Annotated in this window: 27 protein-coding genes; 19 read left to right on the top strand and 8 right to left on the bottom strand. The window is 67.4% G+C overall.

Annotated elements, in window-relative coordinates:
• The first annotated feature begins 14 nt into the window (after window positions 1–14).
• Both ACFC4D_RS19885 and ACFC4D_RS19880 read left to right on the top strand, forming a co-directional pair.
• Window positions 15–821 carry a carboxymuconolactone decarboxylase family protein gene (locus tag ACFC4D_RS19885; RefSeq protein ID WP_376065223.1) on the top strand — a complete coding sequence of 269 codons (807 nt, stop codon included), beginning with the start codon at window positions 15–17 and terminating at the stop codon, window positions 819–821.
• A gap of 229 nt (window positions 822–1050) precedes the next feature.
• Window positions 1051–1590, top strand: coding sequence for an NlpC/P60 family protein (locus ACFC4D_RS19880; protein WP_364643647.1), 540 nt, complete (start codon window positions 1051–1053; stop codon window positions 1588–1590).
• A 6-nt stretch (window positions 1591–1596) separates the two neighbouring features.
• On the opposite strand, the gene ACFC4D_RS19875 is transcribed toward ACFC4D_RS19880, so the two are convergent.
• Window positions 1597–2010: an organic hydroperoxide resistance protein gene (locus tag ACFC4D_RS19875; RefSeq protein ID WP_376065220.1), complete on the bottom strand. Its 414-nt coding sequence runs from the start codon at window positions 2008–2010 to the stop codon at window positions 1597–1599.
• Between the two features lie 75 nt (window positions 2011–2085).
• Here ACFC4D_RS19875 and ACFC4D_RS19870 point away from each other — a divergent pair, with 75 nt between their 5' ends.
• A complete protein-coding gene (locus ACFC4D_RS19870) occupies window positions 2086–2628 on the top strand; it encodes a TetR/AcrR family transcriptional regulator (RefSeq protein WP_376065217.1) in 543 nt (180 codons plus the stop codon).
• 3 nt (window positions 2629–2631) lie between these two features.
• On the opposite strand, the gene ACFC4D_RS19865 is transcribed toward ACFC4D_RS19870, so the two are convergent.
• Window positions 2632–3681, bottom strand: a complete 1050-nt coding sequence (locus ACFC4D_RS19865) for a hypothetical protein (protein ID WP_376065216.1) — start codon at window positions 3679–3681, stop codon at window positions 2632–2634.
• Window positions 3682–3734: 53 nt separating this feature from the next.
• Here ACFC4D_RS19865 and ACFC4D_RS19860 point away from each other — a divergent pair, with 53 nt between their 5' ends.
• On the top strand, window positions 3735–4199 hold the full coding sequence (locus ACFC4D_RS19860; protein ID WP_364643634.1) for a MarR family transcriptional regulator: 465 nt from the start codon (window positions 3735–3737) through the stop codon (window positions 4197–4199).
• Between the two features lie 148 nt (window positions 4200–4347).
• Window positions 4348–5310 carry a hypothetical protein gene (locus ACFC4D_RS19855; RefSeq protein WP_376065214.1) on the top strand — a complete coding sequence of 321 codons (963 nt, stop codon included), beginning with the start codon at window positions 4348–4350 and terminating at the stop codon, window positions 5308–5310.
• 4 nt (window positions 5311–5314) lie between these two features.
• On the opposite strand, the gene ACFC4D_RS19850 is transcribed toward ACFC4D_RS19855, so the two are convergent.
• Window positions 5315–6367 (bottom strand): alpha/beta hydrolase, encoded by a 1053-nt coding sequence (locus tag ACFC4D_RS19850; RefSeq protein WP_375968071.1) that lies wholly within the window; start codon window positions 6365–6367, stop codon window positions 5315–5317.
• A 131-nt stretch (window positions 6368–6498) separates the two neighbouring features.
• Window positions 6499–7377 (bottom strand): UTP--glucose-1-phosphate uridylyltransferase, encoded by an 879-nt coding sequence (locus tag ACFC4D_RS19845; protein ID WP_364643625.1) that lies wholly within the window; start codon window positions 7375–7377, stop codon window positions 6499–6501.
• Window positions 7378–7608: 231 nt separating this feature from the next.
• On the opposite strand from ACFC4D_RS19845, the gene ACFC4D_RS19840 reads away from it, so the two are divergent.
• The 6 genes from ACFC4D_RS19840 to ACFC4D_RS19815 all read left to right on the top strand — a co-directional run bounded on the left by ACFC4D_RS19840 (window position 7609) and on the right by ACFC4D_RS19815 (window position 16353).
• Window positions 7609–8940, top strand: coding sequence for a DNA polymerase IV (locus ACFC4D_RS19840; protein ID WP_376065553.1), 1332 nt, complete (start codon window positions 7609–7611; stop codon window positions 8938–8940).
• 203 nt (window positions 8941–9143) lie between these two features.
• Entirely contained in the window at window positions 9144–9644 is a 501-nt protein-coding gene (locus ACFC4D_RS19835) for a hypothetical protein (RefSeq protein ID WP_375968070.1), read from the top strand.
• 111 nt (window positions 9645–9755) lie between these two features.
• Complete coding sequence (locus ACFC4D_RS19830; RefSeq protein WP_375968069.1) at window positions 9756–10712, top strand: NAD(P)H-dependent flavin oxidoreductase; 957 nt, start codon at window positions 9756–9758, stop codon at window positions 10710–10712.
• A 130-nt stretch (window positions 10713–10842) separates the two neighbouring features.
• Complete coding sequence (locus ACFC4D_RS19825) at window positions 10843–11163, top strand: hypothetical protein (RefSeq protein WP_376065212.1); 321 nt, start codon at window positions 10843–10845, stop codon at window positions 11161–11163.
• Window positions 11164–11168: 5 nt separating this feature from the next.
• Window positions 11169–13019, top strand: a complete 1851-nt coding sequence (locus tag ACFC4D_RS19820; protein ID WP_376065210.1) for a hypothetical protein — start codon at window positions 11169–11171, stop codon at window positions 13017–13019.
• Between the two features lie 55 nt (window positions 13020–13074).
• Entirely contained in the window at window positions 13075–16353 is a 3279-nt protein-coding gene (locus tag ACFC4D_RS19815) for an arabinosyltransferase domain-containing protein (protein WP_376065550.1), read from the top strand.
• Between the two features lie 47 nt (window positions 16354–16400).
• Here the strand turns inward: ACFC4D_RS19815 and ACFC4D_RS19810 are convergent, their stop codons facing one another.
• A complete protein-coding gene (locus ACFC4D_RS19810; protein ID WP_376065207.1) occupies window positions 16401–17126 on the bottom strand; it encodes a hypothetical protein in 726 nt (241 codons plus the stop codon).
• 34 nt (window positions 17127–17160) lie between these two features.
• Complete coding sequence (locus ACFC4D_RS19805) at window positions 17161–18051, bottom strand: hypothetical protein (RefSeq protein ID WP_375968241.1); 891 nt, start codon at window positions 18049–18051, stop codon at window positions 17161–17163.
• A gap of 200 nt (window positions 18052–18251) precedes the next feature.
• Between ACFC4D_RS19805 and lspA the strand changes: the two genes are divergently transcribed.
• The 7 genes from lspA to ACFC4D_RS19770 all read left to right on the top strand — a co-directional run bounded on the left by lspA (window position 18252) and on the right by ACFC4D_RS19770 (window position 23091).
• Window positions 18252–18974: a signal peptidase II gene (lspA, locus tag ACFC4D_RS19800; protein ID WP_376065204.1), complete on the top strand. Its 723-nt coding sequence runs from the start codon at window positions 18252–18254 to the stop codon at window positions 18972–18974.
• Window positions 18971–19897, top strand: a complete 927-nt coding sequence (locus ACFC4D_RS19795; protein ID WP_364643601.1) for an RluA family pseudouridine synthase — start codon at window positions 18971–18973, stop codon at window positions 19895–19897. Before lspA ends, ACFC4D_RS19795 begins: the two co-directional genes overlap by 4 nt.
• Window positions 19898–19920: 23 nt before the next feature.
• Window positions 19921–20613: a hypothetical protein gene (locus tag ACFC4D_RS19790; RefSeq protein ID WP_376065201.1), complete on the top strand. Its 693-nt coding sequence runs from the start codon at window positions 19921–19923 to the stop codon at window positions 20611–20613.
• A gap of 324 nt (window positions 20614–20937) precedes the next feature.
• Window positions 20938–21273: a hypothetical protein gene (locus ACFC4D_RS19785; protein WP_375968063.1), complete on the top strand. Its 336-nt coding sequence runs from the start codon at window positions 20938–20940 to the stop codon at window positions 21271–21273.
• A complete protein-coding gene (locus ACFC4D_RS19780) occupies window positions 21263–22150 on the top strand; it encodes a hypothetical protein (RefSeq protein WP_375968062.1) in 888 nt (295 codons plus the stop codon). The genes ACFC4D_RS19785 and ACFC4D_RS19780 overlap by 11 nt, the downstream gene beginning before the upstream one ends.
• Before the next feature lie 120 nt (window positions 22151–22270).
• Window positions 22271–22708 carry a roadblock/LC7 domain-containing protein gene (locus ACFC4D_RS19775; RefSeq protein ID WP_364643589.1) on the top strand — a complete coding sequence of 146 codons (438 nt, stop codon included), beginning with the start codon at window positions 22271–22273 and terminating at the stop codon, window positions 22706–22708.
• An 11-nt stretch (window positions 22709–22719) separates the two neighbouring features.
• Window positions 22720–23091, top strand: coding sequence for a hypothetical protein (locus ACFC4D_RS19770; RefSeq protein ID WP_376065199.1), 372 nt, complete (start codon window positions 22720–22722; stop codon window positions 23089–23091).
• Between the two features lie 9 nt (window positions 23092–23100).
• On the opposite strand, the gene ACFC4D_RS19765 is transcribed toward ACFC4D_RS19770, so the two are convergent.
• Window positions 23101–23688, bottom strand: coding sequence for a hypothetical protein (locus ACFC4D_RS19765; protein WP_376065198.1), 588 nt, complete (start codon window positions 23686–23688; stop codon window positions 23101–23103).
• 312 nt (window positions 23689–24000) lie between these two features.
• Here ACFC4D_RS19765 and ACFC4D_RS19760 point away from each other — a divergent pair, with 312 nt between their 5' ends.
• Entirely contained in the window at window positions 24001–24912 is a 912-nt protein-coding gene (locus ACFC4D_RS19760; RefSeq protein ID WP_376065195.1) for an ADP-ribosylglycohydrolase family protein, read from the top strand.
• Window positions 24913–24948: 36 nt separating this feature from the next.
• Here the strand turns inward: ACFC4D_RS19760 and ACFC4D_RS19755 are convergent, their stop codons facing one another.
• A complete protein-coding gene (locus ACFC4D_RS19755) occupies window positions 24949–25776 on the bottom strand; it encodes a PhzF family phenazine biosynthesis protein (RefSeq protein ID WP_376065194.1) in 828 nt (275 codons plus the stop codon).
• Window positions 25777–25857 lie beyond the last annotated feature (81 nt).

Genomic DNA, 25857 nt, shown 5'->3' with positions numbered 1-25857 from the left:
GAAGGAAGTCCCGCATGAGCTCCAGCCCCACCGCCGATGATCGTTTCCAGCGTGGTTTGGAGGTGCTCGATCAGGTCGGTGGCCCGAACGGTCGGGCCGTGGTGAACAGTCTGGCCGATATCGCGCCCGACCTGGGCAGGTTCGTGGTCGAGTTCGGGTACGGGGATATCTATTCGCGGCCCGGGCTGACGCTGAAGCAGCGGCAGATCATCACCATCGCGGCGCTCACCGCGCTCGGGCACGCCGCACCGCAGTTGCGCTGGCATATCGACGGCGGGCTCACGGTGGGACTGACTCCGGCCGAGGTGGTCGAGACGATCATCCAGGTCGGGGTGTACGCGGGTTTCCCGGCGGCGCTCAATGCCATCACGGTGGCGCGGGCCGCCTTCGCGGATCGGCCGGAGGCCGGAAATCCGGTGTCGGAGTCCGATATTCGGCCCCAGGAGACCGGGGAGGAGCGCTATCAGCGCGGTCTGGCCAAGCTCGATGAGGTGGATGGCGATGCGGCCGAGCACATTTTCGCCGCGCTCGCGGACACCGCGCCCGACCTGGCGCGCTACATCGTCGAATTCGCCTTCGGCGACGTGTATTCGCGCACCGGCCTGGATCTGAAGACGCGCGAGCTGGCGACCGTCGCCGCATGCACCGCGCTCGGCACCGCCGGTCCACAGCTGCGCGTGCACCTGCACGGCCTGCTCAATGTCGGCGGCACGCGCGAGGAAGCCATCGAGGCGATCATCCAGCTCGGCGGCTACGCGGGTTTCCCGGCGGCACTCAATGCCATCACCGCCGCTCGGGAGGTGTTCGCCGCCCGCGAGTGAGGTGACTCTCGAGACTCGCCCGCCGGATACCCCTTGTGAAGCATGTGACTGATGAGATAGAACAGCAACTTTAGAGCTAACGTTTAGCTTTATGGTGTTTTCGAGATGTATCGCTAGTTCCAGTCGTAAGCGCTGAATCTCACGTCACACCGGGCAGCGTGGCCCGTTTGCAGGTTGATTGCTTGCTGAGTGTCGTGCCTTCGGCGTGGTTGAGCTGAAGGGCGAGTGCATGACACGAAGACTGCTGTGCCGAACCGCATCGTTTCTGACGACTGCCGCGGCCTTGACTCTCACCGGCGCGCTCTGGGCGGGCGCGGCGCACGCCGATACCGGATCCGCCGCCTCGGGTTCCTCCTCCGGCAGCGGTAGCGGTTCCGCCTCCGGAAGTGCCAGTGGCTCGGCACAATTGCCGATCACCAGCCCGCGCGCCATGATCGCGCTGGGACTGGCGCAGACCCAGACCGGTAAGCCCTATCGCTGGGGTGGAGTGGGCCCGGACGCCTGGGACTGCTCCGGTCTGGTGCAGTGGGCGTTCCGCAGCGTCGGCATCGATATGCCGCGCACCACCTGGCAGCAGGCCGAGGTGGGCCTGGAAGTCCCGGTCGGGGCCGTGCAGCCAGGTGACGTGGTGATTCTGAACGGCGATGCCTCACATGTGGGCATCTATGCCGGCGGCGGGAATGTGCTCAACGCCTATGACTGGGGTGTCCCGGTCGGGCTGAGCCCGCTCTCGCAGTTCGAGATCTACGATATCCGCCGCTTCTACTGAGAGTTGTTACTCCACAACCAGTTCCACCGGGATATTGCCCCGGGTGGCATTGGAGTACGGGCAGACCTGATGGGTGGCCTCGATGAGTGCCTGTCCCTGCTCGTTGCGCAGATGTTCGGGCAGTTCCACGCGCAGTACGACGGACAGGCCGAAAGCGCCGCCTTCGAGGGCGTTCAGGCCGACCTCGGCGGTCACCGAGGCGTCCTCGGCGTCGAGCTTCATGCGCTTGGAGACCAGCTGCAGCGCGCTGGCGAAACACGCGGAGTAACCGGCCGCGAAGAGCTGCTCGGGATTGGTACCCGCGCCGTCGCCGCCCATTTCCTTGGGGCGGGCCAGGGTGAGATCGAGAATGCCGTCATCGGTGTACGAGCGGCCGTCGCGACCGACCGAGGTGGCGACTGCGGTGTAGAGGGGTGCCATGACTGCCTCCTAGACAGACTAGTCTGTTCACGTGCTCCTTCAGAGTAGACAGGTCTGTCTGCTATCGTCAAGGGTATGAGTGCAGCCCGCGAGAGATTGTTGGAGACCGCCACCCGGCTCTTCTATGCCGAGGGCATCCACACCGTGGGCATCGACCGCATCATCGCCGAGGCGGGCATCGCCAAGGCCACCTTCTACCGCCACTTCCGGACCAAGGACGACCTGGTCGTGGCCTATCTGGTGCGCGAATACGACCGGCAGCGCGAGGTTTTGGAGTCGGTGCCCGGTGACGGCGCGGACAGTATCGTCACCATTTTCGAGAAGCTCGGCGAACTCAGCTGCGGCCCGGGTTTCCGGGGCTGCCCGTTTCTCAATGCCGCCGTGGAGTTTCCGAATCCGGAGCATGCGGTGCGCGAGGTGGTGCGGGACTATCGCGACTGGTTCCGCGAACTCATGGCCGAACGGCTGCGCGCCGCCGGTCACCATGAGGTGGACCAGGCGGCGCGCGCATTGCTGCTGACTCGGGACGGCGTGGCCGTCAGCGGGGGAGTGGGCGATACCGAGACCGTGCGGGCCGGGGTGCGAACGGCGTTGGCGCAGCTTGATATTCGCCGCTGAACCTCACACTCCGACGGTTTCCTCCATCTCTTCCTCGGCCTCCTCCACGGCTTGGGCCGCCGGTTCGGCCACCGCCGCATGCTTGGGAGCCGTTGCCGCCTGGCGCTTTTCGGCATAGGCGGCCGCGATCATCAGCACCAGCCCCGCGCCGAACCAGGCGAACAGGCTCAGCAGTCGCGAGTCGAAACCCGCGCTGTCGAAGTACAGCAGGCTGCGCGCGCCCTCCACGAAACCCGCACCGTTCCAGAAGGAGTGGAGTGCGCCGAAGAAGTTGTTCTGCAACCACGGGGTGTAGACGCCGCCCGAGGTGGTGAAGTTGAGCATCACGAAGACCACCATCATGGCGAGCGTGGTCCAGCGCTTGAGGAAGGTGTGCGCGCCGATGCCCACGGCGAGAATGCCCGCCGAGTAGAGCCAGGACATGGCCCAGATGGCGGCGCTGTCGTGATCGACCACGTGGAAGACCGGTCCCGCGAGCGCCAGTCCGATCAGGCTCACCAGCAGCGAAGTCACCAGTCCGATAAGACCTTTGATCCACATGGACAGTCCCGCGCCCGCCGCGCCGATGGCCGCGACGCTGCCGTACGAGCCGATGCTCAATGCCACCAGCAGGAAGAAGATGCCCTGTCCGGTGGGATCGCCGGAGGCGGCGGTGGTGACATCGGTGATGGTCAGCGGCACACCCTGTTTCGCGGTGACCTGACCGAAGACCGCTTCTGCGGCCATGGCGGTGGTATCGGATCCGGCCTTGGCGACCAGCACTTCGGGATGCTGTGCGTCGGGCACGAACGCGCCCGCCAGATCGCGATTGCGCAGCTGCGCCACCGCATCGTCGCGGCTGGGCACGGTGATGACGTCGAGCGCGCTGCCACCGGTGTCCTTCAGCGTCTGTGCGAGCACCTTGACCTGTGCGCTGTCGCCGACCACGGCCACGGCGAGGTGATTGGGTTCGGGCTGGTGGAACGCGCCCAGATACGCGAGTCCCATGCCCAGGCACATGAGCAGCGGGGTGAGCAGATGGGTGGCGACGTGCCGGATCTGATGCGTGGCCATGGAATCTCCGAACGGTTGGTAAATGCAACTATATGAGGTTGTACTATACAACTATGGAGACCGAGCCGGAATTCCCGGGTGCCGCGACCGCCGATACCGCTCGTGCGGACGCCATCGAGGTGATCCAGCGCGAACTCACCGCCTTCGCCCGCCGCGCCCGCGGTCGCGCCGCCGAATTGCATCCGGAGCTCTCGCTGGTGGCGTCGAGCATTCTGGATCTGGTGATCGAACGGGACGGCTGCCTGGCCAGTGAGCTGGCCGGACATTTCCATCTCGACAAATCCACCATGAGCCGTCAGGTCGCGACCCTGGAGCGGCTCGGCTATCTGGAGCGGGAGGTGGATCCGGCCAATCGGCGCAACCACATCCTGCACGCGACCCCCGAGGGTCGCCGGGTGGCGACCGCGGCGGCGCGCACCCGGGCGGCGGCATTCGAGGAACGCCTTCGGGATTGGGATGATGCCGACATAGCTCGCATGGCGGACTATCTGGTCCGCTACAACGCCACCGACGAGTAGTTGATGAGTAAACGAAACCGATTGGAGTTCAATTGATTTCGGCTCTCTCGCGGACCCGCCCTGGCTAGACTGACCCCCGTCTCGCCGGTCGGGGCGAGATCTTCCGTCGGAGGGTGGGCTCATGTCCCATGGGTCGAACGGTCTCGCGATGACGAGCGGTCGCAGGGTGGTGACCACCTGCGCCGGGGTACTGCTGCTCATCGCCGCCACCGGCTGCGGCGCATCCGATGACACGGCGGCGGCGCGCACCACCGGCGCGCACACCGCGCCCGGGACCGTCGCCAAACCCGGTTCCCTGGAAGGCTTCTCGACGCCCGAGAGCGTGCTGTTCGCCGGGGACCGCTGGTTCATCTCCAATGTCGGCGCGACAGCGGATGCCACCGGCAAGGACGGCGACGGCTATCTGACCGAACTGAATTCGGCCGGTACCGTGACCGCGCGGCGGGCCATGCCGCGGCCCGGCGATCCGCCGCTGAACGCGCCGAAAGGCTTGGCGCGCACGGACAATCGAGTATTCGTCGCCGATATCGATCGGGTCGTCGGCTACGACGTCGATACGCACGGGCAGGTGTTCGAGGCCGCGCTCGGCGGCGGGGAACCGGCGCTGCTCAATGATCTGGCGCTGCTGGATTCCCGGACGCTGCTGGTCACCGATACCGTGCGCGGCAGCGTGTTCCGGCTCGACCTGGAGACGAAGCGGTTCGATCCGATCGCCACCGGGCTGCCCGGGGCCAATGGCATCGCCCTCGACGCGACCGGCAAGGTCGCCTACGTGGCCGGTGTCGGCGCGGATTTCGGCGGCGGTGACGTATGGCGTCTGGATCTCGCGCAGAACCCGGTGATACCGCAGCGCATCGGCGCGATTCACGGTGTGCTGGACGGGCTCGCCGTACTCCCCGACGGCACCCTGGTCGTCTCCGATTGGGTGGTGAGCGGGGGCGATCAGCCCGGCCGGATCACCACCTACCATCCGGACGGCGTCGAGGTGTCCCCGGTGAAACTGCCCGAGAACCTGCACGGCCCAGCCGATTTCACCGTCGACGCGGCGGGCCGGAATCTGTGGGTGCCCGCCATGCCGGACAATCGCGTGGTGATAGTCCCACTGCCGTAGGTATTTACAGCTCCAGCCCCTTGGCCAGCACCGGCCAGGAGGCGCGCAACGCGTCCTCCCAGTAACCCCACGAGTGCGTGCCCGCCTGGCTGATCTCGAAGGTCGCCGGGATATCCAGTTCATCGAGTTTGACCTGCAGGTTCCGGGCGCACCAGTCGCTGGCCGCCTCCAGAATGCCGCCGACCAGCAGCTGCTGCATGATGCCGCCGTCGGCCGGGCCGAGGCTGCGCACATCGGAGAGATTGTCGTGCCGTCCGGGCAGGCCGCTGCCATTGGAGATGTAGAGCTCGAGTCCGCGCAGATCCTCGGCGTGCACGTACGGATCGTTCTCCGCCCATTCCGGATCGGTATCGGGCCCATACATATTGGCGGGATTGCCGCCGCCGATGGACACCACCAGCTCGGCGAATTTACGCCCGATGGGATCGCTGATCTGCGCGCATCCGCTGTACGCCGCGACCGCGCGATACAGGCCGGGCTTGGCGATCGGCAATTGCAGCACCGAGGTGCCGGACATGGACATGCCGACGATGGCGCGTAAACCGTTGGTGCCCAGGGCCCCGTCGATGAGCGGTGGCAGCTCCTCGGTGAGGAAGGTCTTCCACATGTTCACGCCGAGCTTGGGATCGGTTGCGCGCCAGTCGGTGTAGTAGCTGAACGCGCCGCCGATCGGCATCACCACGTTCACGTTCTTATCGGCGAAGAACTGGGTGGAGTCGGTATTGCGCTTCCAATTGGCCGTATCCTGGCCGCCCCCAGCGCCATTGAGCAGGTACAGCACCGGGCGCGGCACCGAGGCGTCGGCGGGACGCTGCACCTCCACCGTGTACTCGGCGTTCATGGCCTCCGAGTACACGTGCAGGGTGAGGTTGTGCGCGTCCCGGATCTCGAAGCGGGTGATGCGCGAGCCGTCCTCGGAAACCGGTGTGGCAGCGAGGGTCGCGTGGCTCGTGATCGGATCCGGTGGGGCCGCGTCAGCCGTTCCCGCGCTGAGCGCGGTGCTGATGACACAGGTCACGGCGGCCAGCGCCGCCATCCGGATACCTGTTCCGAACATGAGCGTACTGCCGCAACGCAAAACCGAACTCCCACACTAGCCCAGCAAGATCCAGTGGGGATGATCGTGGTTTGTTGCCCCTATGTTTCACGTTTTGACCAATTGGACGCTGGCGTGTTTGTGACGCGCGCCTACTCCTTGACGAGCTGACGCAACAGCGGACCGTACTCGGGATGCGCCAGCGCGGAGGCGAATTGGGCCACCAGATAGTCGGCCGGATTGCCGGTGTCGTACCAGGTACCGCGAATGACCTGGCCGTACACCGGATTCGAGGCCGCGAAGATATTGATGGCGTCGGTGAGGTAGACCTCGCCGGTGCGGTGCGTGTACCAGTTGTCCACCTGGCGGCGCAGTTCCGCGATGATGCCGGGCGTCACCACGTATCCGCCGATGGCGGCGAAGCCGGACGGTGCGTCCGCGGGCTTGGGCTTCTCGATCAGGCCGCTGATCCGCATGAGCCCATCGGCCTGGGTCTCCTCCACGACAGGGACGCCGTAGCGCTGTGATTCGGCGGGGTCCATCGGCACCAGTGCCAGTACGGGCGCGCCGGTCTTCTCGTAGGCGTCGATGAGCTGCTGGGCGCGCGGCACCCCGGCGACGAAGACGTCATCGGGCCACAGCACCAGCATGGGTTCATCGCCGAGGGTGCGGGCGGCGTTCAGGACGGGCGTGCCATTGCCGTACGGGCCGTGCTGATCGAGGTAGGTGATGTGGCCCTGGCGGCTCAGCTCGCCGACCTCCTCCACCGCGTCGGCGTAGGCGGCCTTACCGTCGGCGCGCAGCTGTGCCACCAATTGCGGGTTGGGCCGGAAGTGGTCCTGGATCAATGACTTTCCGCTGCTCACCACGATGGTGATATCGGTGATGCCGGAGTCCACCAGCTCACGCACCGTATGTTCGATGACCGGCTTATCGCCGACCGCGAGCATTTCCTTGGGGATCGCCTTGGTCAGGGGCAGCAGGCGGGAGCCGATGCCCGCCGCGGGAATCACGGCCTTGCGAATCGTCATGACATCCATCCTCACACACCGCCTCGGCCGTACCTGTCGGTAGTGGCGCGTAGATTCCCGAGCGTGAACACCTCTGCCCATCCCGCGCCCGAGCGCATCGTGCCTGGTCGTGGCGCGCTCGCCGGTGCGGGCGGGGTCGGCGTGCCCGGTGCGGGCGGCGGGGCGGATTCGCAGCAACCCGGGAGCGGCCGCACAGCGAACGATCAGCGCGGGCGGCGCTGGGTGCTGCATATGGATATGGACGCCTTTTTCGCCTCGGTCGAACAGTTGACCAGGCCGACGCTGCGCGGGCGGCCGGTGCTGGTCGGCGGTATGGGCGGGCGCGGCGTGGTGGCGGGCGCGAGCTACGAGGCGCGGGTGTTCGGGGCGCGCTCGGCCATGCCCATGCATCAGGCGCGGCGGCTGGTGGGTGCGAACGCGGTGGTGGTGCCGCCGCGCGGGGCGGTGTACGGCGAGCTCAGCGGGCAGGTGTTCGAAACCATGCGGTCGCGGATTCCGGTGCTGGAGACGCTGTCCTTCGATGAGGCGTTCGGTGAGCCCGCCGAATTGGCGGGGGCCACCGCGGGTGAGGTGCTCGAATTCTGTGAGGAGTTGCGCGCGCTGGTGCGCGAGCGCACCGGTCTGGTGGCGTCGGTGGGCGCGGGCAGCGGTAAGCAGCTGGCCAAGATCGCCTCCGATTTGGCCAAACCCGATGGGGTGCGGGTCATTTCGCCGGGGGAGCAGCAGCGCTTCCTGGCCGCGCTGCCGGTGCGCCGACTATGGGGCATCGGCCCGGTCGCCGAAAGTCGTTTGCGCACTTTGGGAATCGAGACCGTGGGCGCGCTGGCGGCGCTGCCGGAGACCGAGGCGTCCTCGATTCTGGGCGGCGCCATGGGAATCGCGCTGCATCGGCTGGCGCGCGGTATCGACGATCGCCCGGTGGCCGAGCGCGCGGAGGCCAAGCAGATCAGCGCCGAGACCACCTATGAGACCGATATCGTCACGCTGCCGCAGCTGCGCCCGGCCATCGACGCCATGGCGGTGTCGGCGCATCGGCGGCTCACCGCGGACGGGCGGGCCGCGCGCACGGTGGTGCTCAAACTCAAGCGCCGGGATATGAGCATCGTGACCCGGTCCTTCACACTGCCGTACGCCACCGAGGATTTGGCCACGCTCACCGCGGCGGCGCAGCGCTCGGCCATCGATCCGGTGGAGTTGGGGCCGATTCGCCTGGTGGGTGTGGGTTTCGCCGGGCTGTCCGAGATTCGGCAGGAATCGCTGTTCCCGGAATTGGATCAGGCCGTGGACAGCGGTGAATCGGTCTCGGAGGAGCCGACTTTGGGCATTGCCGCGGGCCCGGTGCCGGAGGTGCCGCCCGCGACGCGCTCGTACGCCAAGGAGAGCTGGTATCCGGGTTTGGATGTGGCACATCCGGACTTCGGGCACGGCTGGGTGCAGGGTGCGGGCCACGGGGTGGTGACGGTGCGCTTCGAGACCCGGTCCACCGGTCCCGGCGCGGCGCGCACCTTTTCGGCCGAGGACCCGGCGCTGACGCGGGCCGACCCGCTGCGCAGCCTGGAGTGAACGACACTTCCGCTGGTGGGCCGTGTTTAAGGGACGAATGCGCCAATTATGAGGATTCGGACTGAAAGTGCGTCGCAGCGTGTTCGGAGGCCGATTCTCACGGATCGCGTTGGTAGCCTCTGTGTCGTCGTGCAGCGTCGCCGATGGGGTTGCCACGCTGTCACGTAGTCGAACGGACCTACTCGAACGCAAAGGACGAGCAGTTGAAGTTTCAGAAGACTGGACGTATCGCGGTCGCCACCTTGGCTGTCGTGACGGTACTCGGGCTGTCGGCGTGTGGCGACGGTGACAAGAAGGAGTCCACCAAGCCCACCAAGACCTCCACCTCGCAGACCACCGCCGCCCAGAATTACCCGCCCGCTCCCACGGCCGCGGACCTGAACGCCCAGCTGCAGAAGGCCCTGGACCCGGCGATTCCGGATGCCGAGAAGCTGGACATGATGCAGGGCGTGCAGGCCGATCCGAGCCTGCCCTCGCGCATGATCGAGGCGTACAAGCAGAACCAGGCCACCATCACCGTCACCGGTGTGACCGATCTGGGCAATGGCACGCTGACCGCCGACGCGCAGGTCGCCGTTGCCGGTGGTGCGCCGCAGAACGCCGTGGTGCCCTTCGTCGCCGAGGACGGCAAGTGGAAGGTCCAGAAGGAATGGATCTGCAACATGCTGTCGCTGGCCAACCAGACCTCCCCGGCCTGCACGTAGTTCTTCCCGAAGCGAGCCCGTCGTCCCGTCCGGACGGCGGGCTCGTTCGCTGTGCGGGACAGGCGATTCGCGCACTGTTCGCGCCCGGTGCGGGGATGGTAGGACGGACGCATGGTTTCGACATCGCGATTCACCAACCGGGTCACCGAGTTGCTCGGCGTGGACATTCCGATCGTGCAGGCGCCGATGGGCTGGATCGCGCGGTCGCGGCTGGCCAGTGCGGTGAGCAATGCCGGGGCGCTGGGGATCATCGAAACCTCCTCGGGGGAGCTCGATGTCATCCGGCAGGAGATCCTGGCCATGCGGGAGCTCACCGACAAGCCGTTCGGGGTGAATATCGCGCAGGCGTTCGTGCGGGATCCGGGGATCGTGGATTTCGTCGCCGAACAAGGGGTTTCATTCGTCACTACGTCGGCGGGCAGTCCGACGAAATACACGGCGTCGTTGAAGGCCAACGGGCTCACCGTATTTCATGTGGTGCCCAATCTGGAAGGTGCGCTGCGCGCGGTCGACGCCGGGGTGGACGGGCTGGTGGTCGAGGGCGGTGAAGGCGGGGGATTCAAGAGTCCGCAGCCGGTGTCCAGCATGGTGCTGCTGCCGTTGATCGCCTCCAAGGTGGATGTACCCATCATCGCCGCGGGCGGTTTCGTGGACGGTGCGTCCATGGCGGCGGCGTTCGCGCTCGGCGCGGAGGGGGTGCAGATGGGCACCCGCATGGTGTCGGCGGCGGAGAGTCCGATTCACGACAACTGGAAGCAGGCGGTGCTCGCGGCTCGCGAGACCGATACGGTTTTCCTGAATCGTCATGCCAAACCGGCACTTCGGGCGCTGCGCACCGGTCGCACCACCGCGCTGGAGTTCGATACCGACACCAATGCCATGGCGCTGTTCGGCAATGCCATGGAGCTGTACTTCGGCGGCGATATGGAGGCGGCCATTGCTTTGAGCGGGCAGGTCGCGGGCCGCATCGATACCGTCGAACCGGTGGCGGAGATCATCGAGCGGTGTGCGCGTGAATGCCTGGACATCATTGCCGCGCTGGCGCAGCGGTATCCGGGGCGTCAATAACGCGTCAACGCGGGATGCGTTGGGCCGCACAGGATGTCAGGGCCGCGTTAATTCCGGCTCGGATGTCTTTTCGGCACCGTTCATCTCATGCGATCGTCCTACTCCGGTCGAATGCGGTGGAGGAGAAGCGGTGGCAGCCAAGGTTGGGGCGAGTGCGAGCCGATTGCGCGGGGCCGCGGGGCAGATGGATGAACTGAACCTGCGCGTCGCCGGAATCCTGAACAAACTCGAGAACTCGTTGTCCGCCAAGGGTTCCGCGTGGGGGAACGACGGCTACGGCGCCACCTTCGCCGAGGGGGATCAGGGCTACAACGCCGCACACGCGAACCTGAAATCCGGATTCGCCCAGCTGGCAGGCACATTCAAGTCCTATGCCGACGGACAGCGGGACGCCGCCACCCTGCTGGAGAAGAACGATCACCGCGGTGCTTGCGGTCTCGGCGGGGCGTAGCGGCCTTGGGCTTCGACCTCCCCGATGTACTGGGCTGGGTCGCCGGATCGGACTGGCCCGAAGGCGACGAAGACCGGATGTGGGCCATCGGCGCCGATTGGCGAACCGCCGCAGCGGAAATCCGCGATCTGCTCGATGCGGTGACAACGGCCAAGTACGCCACCCTCGCCGCCTACCCCTGGGGTGAAGGCATCGAGGCGATCGCCGAATCCCTCGATCAGCTCGAACACGGTCCCCGATCACTCGAGGAGTTCGCCGGGATCCTCGACACGGTCGCCGACGGGGCCGATGCCCTCGGCACCGAGATCGAGTACACCAAGATCCTGGTCATCAGCTCCCTGGCCATGCTCGCCATCGAAATCGCCGCCGCATGGGTGTTCCCGCCCACCGCCCCCGCCGTGGAAGCGGTCGCCATCGCCACCACCCGCGTGGCCATCCGCCAGCTGGCAGGGCGCGCGATCAGCGAAATCGCCCGCGAGACACTGAAATTGGCCGTCGCCGCCCTCACCAAATTCACCATGAAACACGTAGCGATAAGCACGGCCCTCGGCGCGGGCCAAGACCTGGCGATCCAACTCGGCCAAATGGCCGCCGGTCACCGCAAAGAGGTCGACTGGACCCGAGTCGGAGACACCGCCCTCACCGCCGCAGCCGCGGGTGCCATCGGCGGCCCCGCGGGCGACCTCCTCGGCAAGGGCGCAAAACACCTCCCTCTCCCAGACACCCGAATCCCCAACATGTTCCGAGGCGCAGCCGTCGGAGCAGGCGCGGGCATGATCGGCGCGGTAGGCGCCTGGGGCGTAGGCGGCGCCCTCAACGGTTTCACCTGGGACCCCCGCCTCCTCACCAACGGCGCGGCCTTCGGCGCCCTCACCGGCGGCACCAAGGGTTTCCGCCACCCCGCCGCCGGAGCCCATCCGCTCGGCGCTCCCCGGTTCAACACCCCCGACACGGCCAATCTTGGCGGCCCCGACGGCTCCACACCCCACCCGGCCCCCGATATCCGCACTCCGCCAGCGGAACACCAATCCCGGCCGGAATCAGCAAAGGGAGCCGAACCCGTCCCGAAACCCATCGAACCGGTGAGGGAGCCCGAGCCTGAACGGCTCGGTCTCGATGTCGGCGACTCCCATCGATCACCATCACCCGCACCTGTCTCGGCCGCGCCGGCCGCTGCTTCGCAATCGGCCGCTGGTGCCGCGCCGCACACTCCGCTCAGGCCGTCCGGTGAATCCCGGCATCAGCCGACCACGCCGAAACCGGTCGAACCTTTGAATTCGCCGCGCCCATCGACTGCCGAAGGGGGATCCCCGCCTCGGCGGTCGCGGGCGGGTATACCCGATATTCGGTTCGCGCCGAATGGGCATGAGTACGACACGACGTCGAAGATCCCTTACACCCCAAGGTATTTCGGTCTGTCGCCGATCGCGGACTACGCGGCCCCCGATGCTCCCGACCGCAGCTTTTGGGTACCGGGTCCGGGTGCCGAGTCACCGCCCGAGCCTGTCCCGGTGCCGGACCCCGAGCCCGCCCCGGTTCCCGCACCCCGGCCGGATCCCGGGTTGCCTCGGCTGTGGGATGGGCTCGGCTTCGGTTCGTTGCTCGGTGAGCTGGGTGGTGTGGCGGCGGAGGTGTGCCGGGATGGGGAGGGGTTGGTGCTGCGGGTGGGGGATGCGGTGATCGGGTTGGGGGAGGAGGCGGTGGTGGAGTGGGCGCGGGATGGTGGGTTTGTGCGGTTTGCGGTGGTTGTGGCGGGTGTGACTGCGTTCGAGGTGCGGTATCCGGGAGGTGCGGACGGGGTGGATATGGGGTTGTTCGTGCAGGATGTGGTGCGGGTCGCGCGGAGTGCACGGTGACTGTGGAGCGGGTTATCAGGAACGCCCCTTAATATCTGCGATCGTGACCGACGTGATGGAGAAGGCGGGGCAGGATTCCGCCGGTAGTGCTGGACCCGATTCCGATCGACGAAGATACGGGGGTTGGGAACGGCCGGTCGCTCTGATCGCGGGGTTGATCGCCGTGCTGGCCGCCATCGCGGTGCCGGTATTGCCGGTCAAGGTGGATGCCGCGACACTGTCCTGGCCGCAGGGGGATTCGGCCAAGAGCGTGGAAGCGCCGCTCATCTCATACGCGCCCTTGACCTTCGACGCGACCATCCCGTGTTCGGCTGCGGCGCAACTCGGTTCGCAGGGCGGGACCCTGCTCGCCACGGGGCCGAACGGCGCGCCGAATCGCGATCGATACGGGTTCGCGGCGCATGTGACCGCCGCCACCACCGATGCCGAAGGCATCGTCACACCCGGCAAATTCGAAGCGGTACTGCAGGATCAGACCCTGGTGAGCGTCCCGATGGACCAGCTCCCGGCCAACTGCGTACTGACCGTGCACACCGAAATGACCCGGGCCACCGCGATTCTCGCGGGTTCGAATGTGTCTCCCGTCACACTCGACGGAGACTATCGCCCGCAGCTGGTCGGCTTCTTCACCGAGTTGCCCGCCCCGGACGGCGTCACCGCCACCGCGAAACTCGACAGCCGCTTCTCCGCGCATCCGACGCTGATCAAGCGCATCGCCCTGTGGACCGCCGTACTGGCGACCCTGCTGGCCCTGTTCGCGCTGCACCGCCTGGATCGCCTGGACGGCCGTCGCGCCCGCCGCTTCCTGCCGCAGCGCTGGTGGTCGTTCTCCGCCGTGGACGCGTTCGTGCTGGGCACGCTGCTGCTGTGGCACTTCATCGGTTCGACGACCTCCGATGACGGCTACCAGTTCGGTATGGGCCGCACCTCGATTCACGCGGGCTATATGGCGAACTACTTCGCGTACTTCGGCGTCCCCGAAAACCCGGTCGGCACACCGTATTACGACCTGATCGGCCGGCTCGCCGAGATCAGCGTGGCGAGCCCGTTCGTGCGCCTGCCCGCGCTGCTGGCCGGTTTCATCTGCTGGCTGGTGATCAGCCGCGAGGTGATTCCGCGCCTGGGCGCGCGGATTCGCCGCAATCGGGTCGCGGTGTGGACCGGTGCGCTGGGTTTCCTGACCATCTGGCTGCCGTACAACAACGGTCTGCGCCCGGAGGCCATGGTGGCGATGGGCGTACTGCTCACCTGGGTGTCGGTGGAGCGCGCCATCGCCACCCGCCGCTTGCTGCCGTACGGCATCGCGATCGCCATCGGCGCGTTCAGCTGTACGGTCGGCCCGTCGGGCGTCATCTGCTTCGCCCCGCTGCTGGCCGGTATCCGCCCGATGTGGCGGGTGCTGGATAACCGGGCTCGGGCGTTGAGCAAGCCGGTTCCGGAGGGTGCGAGCGCGCTGCGAGTCCTGCGCACTCGTTTCGTCGCCTATCTCACCCTGGCGACCCCGCTGGTGGCCGCCGGAACCGTGGTGCTGGTCGCCATGTTCGGCGTGGAAACCCTCGCCGCCATGTTCGAGATGAAGCGCGTGCACAATATCGTCGGCCCGAATGTGAAGTGGCCGGACGAATATCTGCGCTATCAGTACCTTTTCATGGTCTCCATCGACGGTTCGGTGGCGCGCAGGTTCGGCATGTTCATGCTGTGGCTGGGCATGGCCGCATGCGCGTTCGTGCTGCTGCGCAAGGGCGGCCGGATTCCCACGGTGGCGTCCGGTCCGGCGCGGCGCGTGCTGGGCAGCACCGTCGGCGTGATTCTGCTGATGATGACGACCCCCACCAAGTGGACGCACCACAATGGCGTCTACGCCGGTCTGGCGGGCGTGATCGGGGTGCTCGCGGCGGTTGCGCTGGGCCCCAAGGTAATGCGTTCACCGCGCAACCGGGCGCTGTTCGCCTCGGTGGTGGCTTTCGCGCTGGCGCTGACGTTCTCCAGCATGAACGGCTGGTGGTACGTCTCGAATTTCGGCATCCCGTTCAATGACAAGCCGCCGCTGATCGCCGGTATCGGGGTGAACAAGCTGTTCCTGGTGCTCGCGCTGCTGTTCCTGGTGCTGGCCGGGTGGTGGCATGTGCGGGCTCCGGAACCCGCTGCCCCGCATCGTATTTCCCCGCGCGCCTGGCGGCTGGCGGCCTTGTCCCCGCTGACCATCGCCGCGGCGCTGATGGTGCTGGTCGAGGTGGGCTCGTTCGCGAAGGCGGCGTATTCGCAGTATCCGGCGTTCTCGCTGGCGCGCTCGAATACCGCCGCGGTACTGGGTCAGCCGTGCGGTATGGCGCGAGATGTGCTGGTGGAGACCGATCCCAACGACGGCATGCTGACGCCGGTGAACGGTGACGTCTTCGGTACCTTCACCGCGGATGCCAAGGGCTTCAGCCCGTCGGGCGTGGCCTCGGATATGCGCGCCGACGATGAGGTCGACACCAGCGCCATCACCACCACACTGACCAACAAGTCCAGTGACAGCGAATCCGGAACCACCACCACCGCACTGCCTTTCGGTTTGAATCCGGCCAAGGTGCCGGTGCTGGGCAGCAATGGCACGAGTGAGTCGGTCGCCGAGCTCACCACGGGTTGGTACCGGTTGCCCGCCGCGGCCGATCGCAAGGGCATTGTCGCGATCACGGCGGCCGGGCGAATTCGATCGGTGGATCAGTACGGGGTGGTCACGCCCGGCCAATCCGTCGAAATCGAGTACGGCACAGCCGATCTGGAGCCGCAGGGCCGGATCACGCCGATCGATATCGGTCCCACGCCGACCTGGCGCAATCTGCGGATCCCGTTCACCGAGATCCCGTCCGATGCCACGGTGATCCGCATTGTCGCCACCGATCGCGATCGGGACGGCAAGCAGTGGGTCGCGCTCACCCCGCCGCGTGTCCCGCAGACCCGCATTCTCCAGGATCTCATCGGCTCACAGCAGCCCGTACTGCTGGATTGGGCTGTGGGCCTGCAATTCCCGTGCCAGCGCCCGTTCGATCATCACGTCGGCATCGCCGAGGTGCCGGGCTATCGCATCCTGCCCGACCGCGGCGGCGCGCATGACACGAACCTGTGGGAGAACCATGACGGCGGCGGCCCGCTGGGCTGGAGCACCATGCTGTTGCGCCCGCACACCCTGGCCACCTACCTGAACCAGGATTGGCGGCGCGATTGGGGTGAGCTGCAACAGTTCTCCCGCATCGACGACACCGCGATCACGGGCCGCCCGGTCATCACCCCCGAAACCCATTCGGGACTCTGGACTCCGGGTCCGATCAATGTGAACGGCTGGAAGTAGAACGGTCCGCCCCCGCTGAATCAGCGGGGGCGGAACTGGTTTCGGGGTCAGGGCGCGGGCCGGCCGCGCAGTTTGTTCACCTGGGCCGTGGTCAGCGCGGTGAGCTGTTGCGAGTCCGGCTCTTTCGCGCCGGACATGGAGAACTGCACGACGGTCGCGCCGACCAGTGACACGGTCACCGCGGAGTACAGCGTCAGGCCCTGGCTGGTGGTGTGCACCCGGAATGCGAAGGAGGCGTCGCCGGAGGTCGGCTGATCCAGTCCGCCGACCTGGTATTCGACCTTGGTGCCGTCCGGATCGGTGCTGGAGTAGCTGGAGCAGGCCCGTAATAGCGCCTGGACCGAGGAGAAAGCCTGCGCCGCTCCGCCGTTAGCGTAGGCCGCGGCGTCGATATCGATGCTCTCGAAATCCGGTCCGCCGTATTGCGCGGCGGCCCGGGTGGCGGCATTGGTGGCCTGTTCGGCGATGGGCGCGAGCACCTTCGCGCACTGCACCGGATTGGTGCCCGCTCCGGCCCCGGTGCTACTGCCGGTCGGCGGATCCCCGAGCGAGGTGTATCCGGACGGCAGCTGCGTGGCGTCCAGCAGCCCGTTGCGCAGTCCCGTCACATCCGGCACCGGTGCGTTGCTGGGCACGGTCGGCTGTACCACCGGGCCGAGCGTGGGCAGTGCGGGCGCGGAATCATGTGAGCCGCAGGCGGACAGCGCCACGGCGCTCACGCCGAGCAGCGCTACCATCGCGGTGCGCCCGCGCGGCCGATTACGGAGGTTCACGCCGCCATCATGCCCGGCCGCCGGCCCGGGCGTGTCAGGCGCCCCACTGCACCTGGGTGCGCAGCGTCTGGCGGAGCGTGACCGAGCTGTGCGGGTCGCGGTAGGCCTGGTTGCCGCCGACTTCGACCGAGCCCGAAACCGGCAGCGGCATACCGAGATCCACGGTGATCACGCCGGTGCCGCGCATGAGGTAGTCGATGATCTCGAGTTGTCCGGCCTCATTGGGCAGATGCCAGACCGTCGATTTCGGCGTCTGCGTCACATCGAGGTGGATGGTGAGCAGACTGCCCTCGCGGTGCGTGAGCGTCGCGGTGGTGACCTGTTCCAGCGGCACACTGCCGGAAACCTGTTGCCGCACCGTCCATACCGCGCCTTCGCCGACGGCATCGTCCGGGAACGCGATGGACTGGTAGACGGCCTGATAGAACGCCTGCTCGAGCGCGGCGCGCGCGGCATCGGAGGTGGCGGCCTTGGGCGCGAGGCGCAGCGCGGTGATCGCGCCGAGTTCGCTCATATCGAGTCCGGCGCGCGAACCGTCAGCGGGCAGTAGCGCTTTGGCGAGCGCGGGATCGGGTGAGGTGACCGTGCCGAGGGTGAGCTCCACCCCGTCGGTCCCGGCCTCGGCGGTGAGCGGAATGGTCACCGCGGGCGGGGAGAAATCGCGCACGGCCTGCGTGTCGATCTGCTGTTCTATGTGATGGTCGGTGCGCAGCGTGACCTGCTGGGTGGTGCCCGGCGGCAGCGTGGGCCGCAGCGCCGAGCGCGGTTCGGCGCCGGGATCGAGCACCGTGGTGGTCACCGCCGCGATGGGCATCGTGACCTCCTTACCGATGCCGAGCGGTTCCGCGCTGTCGGATTCGGTGGTGGTCTCGGAGCGGTCGCTGCAGCCGACCCCGAAGGCCGACAGGGTGACCGCGAGCACGATGAGAAGGACGCCGGATCGGGTGGCGCGCTGTCCCGGCCGGGCGCGGCCGGGGGTACGGGTACAGCGTGCGGTGGCGTTCGCCGAACCGGGGGATGAAGACAACACCGTCACGTCGAACAGGTTACGGCCACTTCCTGATAATCAGCTTGGGATGCGGGCGCGCCGTCCGGCCATCGGGCACGGAATGGCCATAGGGAATGATGTCAAGGGTGAGTACCGACCGGCCGCGCGAATCCGGCGCAGACGAACCAGACGAGTCGCCAGCAGATAGCGCACCCCTCGGCACCCCGGCAACGCCGAATCCGGACGCCGTCGCGAAGCCCGCGGCCCCCGAGCCCGCGACTCCCGCTGCCGCCGAGTCCGCGATTTCCGCTGCCGCCGAGTCCGACACGGCTGCGGCCCAGCCGCTGCGGTTGCGCACGCTGTTGATCGTGGCCGCGGTACTGCTCGGCCTGGACCTGCTGACCAAATGCCTCGTGGTCGCCAAGATGACCCCGGGCCGCCCGATCCACATCATCGACGATGTGGTGCGCCTGACCCTGGTGCGCAATCCGGGCGCGGCGTTCTCGATGGCGACCGGTATGACCTGGCTGCTGACCCTGGTCGCCGCGGCCGTGGTGATCGGTGTGGTGCGGATCGGCCGCACCATGCGCTCGCTGCCGTGGGCGATCGGGCTGGGCATGGTGCTCGGTGGCGCACTGGGCAATCTGATCGATCGCCTGTTCCGCGCGCCCGGCCCGCTGCAGGGTCACGTGGTGGATTTCGTGGCGGTCGGCTGGTGGCCGGTGTTCAATGTCGCCGATTCGGCGATTGTCTGCGGCGCCGCACTACTGGTGGCGTTGACGGTGTTCGGTTTCGAACCTGATGGCACGCGTGCGCATCGGCACGAGGAGGACGAGAGCGCGGAGGAGAAGACCGTATGAGGGAAACCCGCAGTATGCCGGTGCCGGATGGTTTGGACGGCATGCGTGTCGATGCCGGACTGTCCCGTTTGCTGGGCCTGTCGCGCACGGCGGTCGCCAGCATGGCCGAAGAGGGTTCGGTGCAGCTGGACGGTGTGGCGGCGGGCAAGTCCGACCGGTTGAACGCGGGCTCCTGGCTGGAGGTCGAATTTCCGGAGCCCAAGCGCGAACTCGTCGTCGAGGCCACCCCCGTCGACGGTATGAAGATCCTCTACGCCGATGACGATATCGTCGCCGTCGACAAACCGGTCGGCGTGGCCGCGCACACCGGTGTCGGCTGGTCCGGCCCGACGGTGGTCGGTGGTCTGGCCGCGATGGGCTACCGCATCTCCACCTCCGGCGCGCATGAGCGCCAGGGCATCGTGCACCGCCTGGACGTCGGCACCTCCGGCGTCATGGTGGTCGCGCAGTCCGAGCACGCGTACACCGTGCTCAAGCGCGCGTTCAAACAGCGCACCGTGGACAAGCGCTATCACGCTCTGGTGCAGGGTCATCCGGATCCGAGCAGCGGCACCATCGACGCCCCGATCGGCCGCGCGCGCGGTAACGACTGGAAGTTCGCGGTTACCGCGGACGGCCGTCCCAGCGTCACGCACTACGACACGGTCGAGGCCTTCCAGTCGGCGAGTCTGCTCGATATCCATCTGGAAACCGGTCGCACACACCAGATTCGCGTGCATTTCTCCGCCGTCCGGCATCCCTGCTGCGGTGATCTCACCTACGGCGCGGATCCCCGCCTGGCCGAACGCCTGGGCCTGGAACGCCAGTGGCTGCACGCCCGTCAGCTCGGTTTCAATCATCCGGCGGACGGCCGCTGGATCGAGATCACCAGCGAATACCCCGCCGATCTGGAGCACGCTCTGGAAGTCTTGCGCACGCACTGAGTCACGAGCACAAGGAGTTACGCGTGCAGATCGGCCGGGCGGTCAGCGCCCTCACCGATGATGTCCGGGCGCGGCGGGTCGCGGGCTGGTCGGCGGCGGTGCTGCTGGTGATCTTGATCGTGCTGCTGGGCTGGGCGATTCCGCCGCGCAAGGGCATTGTCGCCACCGATCGCCTGGGACCGGAGAACAGCGAACCGGTCGACGGGTATCTGGCCCGGGCGCGGGACACCTTGAGCGGCGGCGATACCGCCGAGCATTGGGCGCTGATCTCCTTCACCGAGGGCATTTCGGCCGATCACCTTCCCGAGTACAGTGGCGGCCTGCGCATTTCGGACGCGATCTACCATGTGGCGATCGACCGGGTGGCGACCCCGGTGCTGGATATTCCGCTGCCCGCGGGCGAAGCCGCCGCGCTGGGGTCCCAGCGTTCGGCCGCGGCCGCGGTGGCTGTGGCGCAGGCTTACAACGACCGCGACGTCCGCACCAATGCCGTGGTCGCGGCCCGACTGCGCGCCAATTGCCCCTGCCTGGTGAGCCTGGTCGTGCACGGCAACCTCGAACAGCTCCGAAACCTGGCTGCCCGCCCCGGAATTCGCGCGGTGGAGGCGCTGCCCGCCGATGCCTCCGCGGCCGTTTTCGCCATCGCCCCGCTGCTTCCCGAACAGCGGGATCTCGCCGATGCCGGTCCCAATGACGGCCCCGTCCCCGATAACTGAGATCGCCCCTGCCGGTCGGTAGGTGAGTGCGGTTAATGATCAGCATAGGGTTTGCTGGACCGGGGATTCCAGCAAACAATTCGAGTGAATATTTCATTTCGAATCTTGTTGGTACTGCTAGGTATTGAGTACCGAGGGGTATTCTTCAGAGGTTTACTGGGGGAATGCTTTGGGTACGCGTAATTCTCGCGCAAACCGGGTACAGGCCGTCGCGGGCGTGTGTAGCGTCTGGAACTCGAAAAGGCTTATCTGACAAAGCGGTGACGCGTGATCGGTATAGACGGCTGCCTGCAGCGCATCATGGATATTCCAGGTGCGCGCAGTGTGACGCTGGTAGATGGTGCGAGCGGGCTCGCGGTAGCGGGGGCGGGCCGACAGGACCCCCTCGATCAGCACGAGGATGCCGCTGCTAGCACCGATGTGGTGCGCGCGGTGCTCGGCTGCCCGGCGCTGGCGAGTGGCTCGGACGGTGATGACATCTCGGAGATCATCGTCTGCGGCACTCGCGGGTACCACCTGTTGAATCTGATCAAGGGGGACTTCGACGGACGACTGTTCGTCCATGTGCTCTTCGATGACGAAACGGGAAATCTCGGTATGGCTCGTTTCCGCCTGCGCGGAATTCTGGCCGAATTCACCGAGGGCGGTCATGAGCGCTGAACTCGCAAGTGAATTGCGGAGATTGGCTGCGGAAGGCTCGACGGGAGTACTGCACGCGGGGGATGGCGCATTCCATCTGGCCGAGGGTACGATCGCCTGCGCCGATTGCCGCCGGACTACTGGGCTCGATCGCCTGGTGGTCGAAGCGGGTGTGGCGACCCCCGAGGAGTGGCGGCGGGCCGAGACCGGAGATCTCGGTCCGCTGCTGCATCGGCCGCAACTCGAAACCTTGGCGCTGCTCTCGGTTTTCGATGCCGCCTACTTTCTGCTGGCCGCTCCCGCCCCCGCGGAATTCCAGCCCGCGCCCGCGCATTGGCTGGCTCCGGTCTGCAAGGTGGCACCGCCCGCCCTCGTCGAGGAGTGCTCCCGCCGTGGCGATCCCGAGGCCGGACCGTGGCCGGTGACGCTGGTCGATCGCGCCCCCGTGGTCCCGGCCCGCCGCATTCCGAAACGCCGCGTCATGCTCACCGGCGGTCAGGCCGAAATGCTCGCCGCCGCCGACGCGCGCCGCAGCATCACCACCCTGGCCGAGTATCTGGGCCGCACCACCTACGGCTGTCTCACCGCCGTCCGCGAACTCACCGAGGCCGGGCTGATCGAACCGCCCGTGCGCCTCACCGCCCCGCGCCACGCCGCCGACGCACAGGTCGCGCCGTTGATCGCGCTGAACGCGCGCCGGGCGGCGGCGGATCGCCTGCCGCCGCTGGCACTCGGCGGACCCGGATCGGATCCGGAACCGGCGGCCTCGCAGCCGCCCGCACAGCTTCCCCGCCGCCGTGCGCGTTCCGGGGCAACGACTCCCGCTCCGGAACGCTGGAAACCCATCGACCGTGAAGTGCTCGTCCGCGTCCGGGCGGCGCTGGAGGAGCTGGCATGACCGCACAGCGGCCGCGTTCGATCAAACGGATCAGGCCCGGCGGACGGAATGGGAGGCGGCCTTGGAGGAGCTGGTGTGACCGCGCGCAGGAGGCGGCTCGGCGAAATGATGGGAAGAAGGATGACAAAGGTGGCGATCTCGCGACCCGAACCGAATACGGTGCTGCTGGCACAGCTGAAGTTGTTGCGCGACAGCGTACCTCGGCTGACCGGCACCCTGGTGGCCTCCACCGACGGGCTGCTCATCGCACACGATCTGCCGCCGCATATCGAACCCACCGGCATGGCCGCGCTCACCGCCTCCCAGCTGTCGCTCTCGCACCGGCTGGCCACCACCGCGCACGGCGGTGGCTTTCACGAGGTCGTGGTGCACGGCTCCGGCGGATACGTGGTCATCTATGCGGCCGGTTGGACGGCCTCACTGACGGTTTTGGCGGGTCCGGAGGTGAATGTGGGCCGCCTGCATCTGGAATCGCGTCCGGTGGCCCGCGCCATCGCCGATCAGCTGACCGAATTGGCGAACAACGTCAAGAAAACCCCGAAGAGAAACACCGATTGAAAGGAACTGCCATGTCCAACATGGATATCGCACTGAAGGACATGATGGTGATCGACGGCGCGGTCGGCGCCGCCGTGGTCGACTACAACAGCGGGATGGCGCTCGGCATGCTCGGCAGCTCCAAAGCCCTGGATCTGCAGGTCGCCGCCGCCGGCAATACCGAGGTGGTGCGCGCCAAGATGCGCACCATCGATCAACTCGGCATCAATGAGGATATCGAGGACATTCTGATCACCCTCGGCGCGCAGTATCACATCATCCGACCCATGACCGGACGAAAGTCCAAGGGCCTGTTCCTGTATCTCGCCCTGGACCGGGGCCGCGCCAATCTCGCGATGGCGCGGCACCGCCTGCGGGGCATCGAGGAGGAGCTGGAGGTCTAGCGCCGCCCGCTATTTCGCCGCGCTCGTGGTCGCCGGTTCGGTGGCGGCGGGTGCACTGGTCGCCGGTGCCGTGGTGGCCGGCGCGGGGCTCACGGTGGTCGTAACCGCGGGGGTCGCAACGGTTGTCGTCGCCGCGACAGTGGACGGCGCGGCCGAGGGGGCGGACGTTATCGGGGCGGGGCAATCACCGCCGTGTCGTTCACCCTCGAGATTGATCTCGGCATTGGAGCGCGGGTCACCCGCGTAATTGATCTTGTCCGTACATTTCACGTAATGATCGGTGCCGAGCGGGGTGCCCGGGCCCGGATCGGGCGCGGGGCCCGGCTCGTCGATCGGCGCGCCGCCCGGCTGCTGCTGCGCCTGCGGTCCCGCACCGCCCGGCTGTCCGCCGCCCGGTTGCGCCGCACCCGGATTCGCGCCGGTGGTGGTGCTGCTGGCCGCGGCCGCGCTCGTGGTGGTGAGCGCCGGTGAACCCTTGACCGTGATCGGCCCCGAGGTCGGATCACTCGAACATCCCACGATGAGGCCGAGCGCCGCGGTGGTCGCGAGCAGCGTGACCGTCCGACGGATCGTGCGCGGGCGGCTGGTGTGCGTCATGGGGTGGTCCTCTTCTTCCGCCGCGCACGCCACTCCGCCCGACCGGAAGTGCGCGGCAACATCTTTCGCTGATTCCGGCATGGGGGCGGGCACGGACAGACCCGGCGGTACACCCCCGGACTCGACACTATGGGCGGCCGCATCCGGGCACCATCGGACATCTGCCCTAATCCTTGACGGGCACGCACCCGTCAAGGAAGCGCAACCATTCCCGGCCGCGGCACGAGCGCTGTCGCGTGAGAGCTACCGTGGCAGCAGAGCTGTCCGTGCGAGAGTGAGGGCAGCGAGCTCATCGAGAGGGGCTGGGAACTGATGGAACTGACCGCGGAGCAGGCGGACCGGGCGGCCGGGGTGCTGCTGGGTACGGCGGCGGGTGATGCGCTGGGCGCGGGTTACGAGTTCACCCATCCCGGGCCCGAGGTGGTCATCGAGATGAAGGGCGGCGGCAGTTTCAACTGGGCGCCGGGCGAGTGGACCGATGACACCTCGATGGCGATCGCCATCGCCCGGGCGGCGGCGCGCGTGCCGAATCTGCACGAGGAGGCCGGACTCGACGCGGTCGCGGCCGAATTCCTGATCTGGTGGGATTCCAAGCCCGCCGATATCGGCATGCAGACCAGGCAGGTCCTGCAGTGGCGCAGCCCGACCGGGCGCGAGATGCAGGTGCGCGCGCACGATCTGGAGGGTTTGAAGGCGGGCAACGGTTCGCTCATGCGCACCGCGCCGGTGGCGCTGGCCTACCTCGACGACGAGGAGCACTGCGCCAAGGGCGCGGCCGTGGTCAGCTCGCTCACGCACTACGATATGCAGGCCATGCAGGCGTGCAAACTGTGGACCTGCGCCATCCGGCACGCGGTGCTGTACGGCACCTATGACGGTGTGCGCGAATCACTTTCGAAGGTGGACGCGGGTTTCTGGGGACCGCTGCTTGACAAGGCCGAATGCGGTGCGCCCGCGGACTTCCCCAAGAACGGCTGGGTGGTGCACGCCCTGCAGACCGCGTGGTGGGCCATTACCCACGCCGACACCCTGCCCGCCGCACTGGAACTCGCGGTGCGCGCGGGCGGCGATACCGATACCACCGCCGCCATCGCGGGCGGCCTGCTGGGCGCGCGCTGGGGCGCGTCGGCGATTCCGGCGGAGTGGCGCGCCATGCTGCACGGGTACCCGGGCTATCGGGAGGCCGATCTACTGGCTCTCACCGACGCCATCGTCAATCGATAGCGCGGCGGTGTAGAGGGGCTCGGCGGGCTGAATCCCTCAGTCCGCCAGGCGAACTACGCCGTCCAGGTAGCGGCGGCAGCGGCCTGCCAGGCGGACTCTGTCGCCGCTGAGGGTGCAGCGCAGTGCGCCGCCGCGGGCGGAGAGCTGGCGCGCGGACAGGGTGGTGCGGCCGAGTTCGCGACTCCAGAGCGGGGTGAGTTGCGCGTGCGCGGAGCCGGTGACCGGATCCTCCGGGATGCCCTGTCCGGGTGCGAAGAAGCGGGAGACGAAATCGGATTCGGCCCCGGCGGCGGTGATGATCGCCCCGCGCGGCATCTTCGGAAATGCCGCGAAGTCCGGATGTGCCTGGCGCACTTCCTCTTCCGAGGTGACCAGCAGCACCACATCGGTGCCGTCGTAGGCGCGCAACGGCTTGACCCCCAAGGCCGCGGCGAGTGCGCGCGGAATGTCTTCGCGCACATCGATCTCCACCGAGGACACCGTCGGCAGATCCAGCACCAGATCATCGCGATCGCGGTCGACGCGGAGCCAGCCGCTGCGGGTGTAGAAGTGCACGCGATCCGCGCCGGGATGCATATCGTCCAGAATCTGCGCCGCGGCGGCGAGCGTGGCGTGCCCGCACAGGTCGACCTCGGTGGCGGGGGTGAACCAGCGCAGATGGAAGGCGGGCGAGTTGTCCGGTGCCGCACCGGCCTCCGCGGGTAGCGCCGAAGTGTAGAAGGCGGTCTCGGCGAGATTGTTCTCCTCGGCGAGATGTTGCAGCAGTTCATCGGGCAGCCAGCACAGCAGCGGCATGACCGCGGCGGGATTGCCCGAGAACGGTGTGTCGGCGAACGCGTCGATCTGATGCAGCAGGACCTCCATGGGGCACAAGGTACCCCGCTGGTCAAAAAAGGTCCGGGACAAGGCAGTTCACCGGCGAGCCAAACCATGCGACCAGTTTGG

This window comes from Nocardia sp. NPDC056000 (assembly GCF_042269265.1).
GTDB lineage: Bacteria > Actinomycetota > Actinomycetes > Mycobacteriales > Mycobacteriaceae > Nocardia.
The sequence above is the reverse complement of the archived record's forward strand: the minus strand, read 5'-3'. Positions and strand labels throughout refer to the sequence as shown.

What these genes read in the sequence shown, in the direction of transcription:
- ACFC4D_RS19885 (WP_376065223.1), top strand. Translation starts at nt 15, where the DNA reads ATGAGCTCCAGCCCCACCGCCGATGATCGTTTCCAGCGTGGTTTGGAG.
- ACFC4D_RS19880 (WP_364643647.1), top strand. Translation starts at nt 1,051, where the DNA reads ATGACACGAAGACTGCTGTGCCGAACCGCATCGTTTCTGACGACTGCC.
- ACFC4D_RS19875 (WP_376065220.1), bottom strand. Translation starts at nt 2,010, where the DNA reads ATGGCACCCCTCTACACCGCAGTCGCCACCTCGGTCGGTCGCGACGGC.
- ACFC4D_RS19870 (WP_376065217.1), top strand. Translation starts at nt 2,086, where the DNA reads ATGAGTGCAGCCCGCGAGAGATTGTTGGAGACCGCCACCCGGCTCTTC.
- ACFC4D_RS19865 (WP_376065216.1), bottom strand. Translation starts at nt 3,681, where the DNA reads ATGGCCACGCATCAGATCCGGCACGTCGCCACCCATCTGCTCACCCCG.
- ACFC4D_RS19860 (WP_364643634.1), top strand. Translation starts at nt 3,735, where the DNA reads ATGGAGACCGAGCCGGAATTCCCGGGTGCCGCGACCGCCGATACCGCT.
- ACFC4D_RS19855 (WP_376065214.1), top strand. Translation starts at nt 4,348, where the DNA reads ATGACGAGCGGTCGCAGGGTGGTGACCACCTGCGCCGGGGTACTGCTG.
- ACFC4D_RS19850 (WP_375968071.1), bottom strand. Translation starts at nt 6,367, where the DNA reads ATGTTCGGAACAGGTATCCGGATGGCGGCGCTGGCCGCCGTGACCTGT.
- ACFC4D_RS19845 (WP_364643625.1), bottom strand. Translation starts at nt 7,377, where the DNA reads ATGACGATTCGCAAGGCCGTGATTCCCGCGGCGGGCATCGGCTCCCGC.
- ACFC4D_RS19840 (WP_376065553.1), top strand. Translation starts at nt 7,609, where the DNA reads ATGGATATGGACGCCTTTTTCGCCTCGGTCGAACAGTTGACCAGGCCG.
- ACFC4D_RS19830 (WP_375968069.1), top strand. Translation starts at nt 9,756, where the DNA reads ATGGTTTCGACATCGCGATTCACCAACCGGGTCACCGAGTTGCTCGGC.
- ACFC4D_RS19815 (WP_376065550.1), top strand. Translation starts at nt 13,075, where the DNA reads ATGGAGAAGGCGGGGCAGGATTCCGCCGGTAGTGCTGGACCCGATTCC.
- lspA (WP_376065204.1), top strand. Translation starts at nt 18,252, where the DNA reads ATGTCAAGGGTGAGTACCGACCGGCCGCGCGAATCCGGCGCAGACGAA.
- ACFC4D_RS19795 (WP_364643601.1), top strand. Translation starts at nt 18,971, where the DNA reads ATGAGGGAAACCCGCAGTATGCCGGTGCCGGATGGTTTGGACGGCATG.
- ACFC4D_RS19780 (WP_375968062.1), top strand. Translation starts at nt 21,263, where the DNA reads ATGAGCGCTGAACTCGCAAGTGAATTGCGGAGATTGGCTGCGGAAGGC.
- ACFC4D_RS19775 (WP_364643589.1), top strand. Translation starts at nt 22,271, where the DNA reads ATGACAAAGGTGGCGATCTCGCGACCCGAACCGAATACGGTGCTGCTG.
- ACFC4D_RS19770 (WP_376065199.1), top strand. Translation starts at nt 22,720, where the DNA reads ATGTCCAACATGGATATCGCACTGAAGGACATGATGGTGATCGACGGC.
- ACFC4D_RS19765 (WP_376065198.1), bottom strand. Translation starts at nt 23,688, where the DNA reads ATGACGCACACCAGCCGCCCGCGCACGATCCGTCGGACGGTCACGCTG.
- ACFC4D_RS19760 (WP_376065195.1), top strand. Translation starts at nt 24,001, where the DNA reads ATGGAACTGACCGCGGAGCAGGCGGACCGGGCGGCCGGGGTGCTGCTG.
- ACFC4D_RS19755 (WP_376065194.1), bottom strand. Translation starts at nt 25,776, where the DNA reads ATGGAGGTCCTGCTGCATCAGATCGACGCGTTCGCCGACACACCGTTC.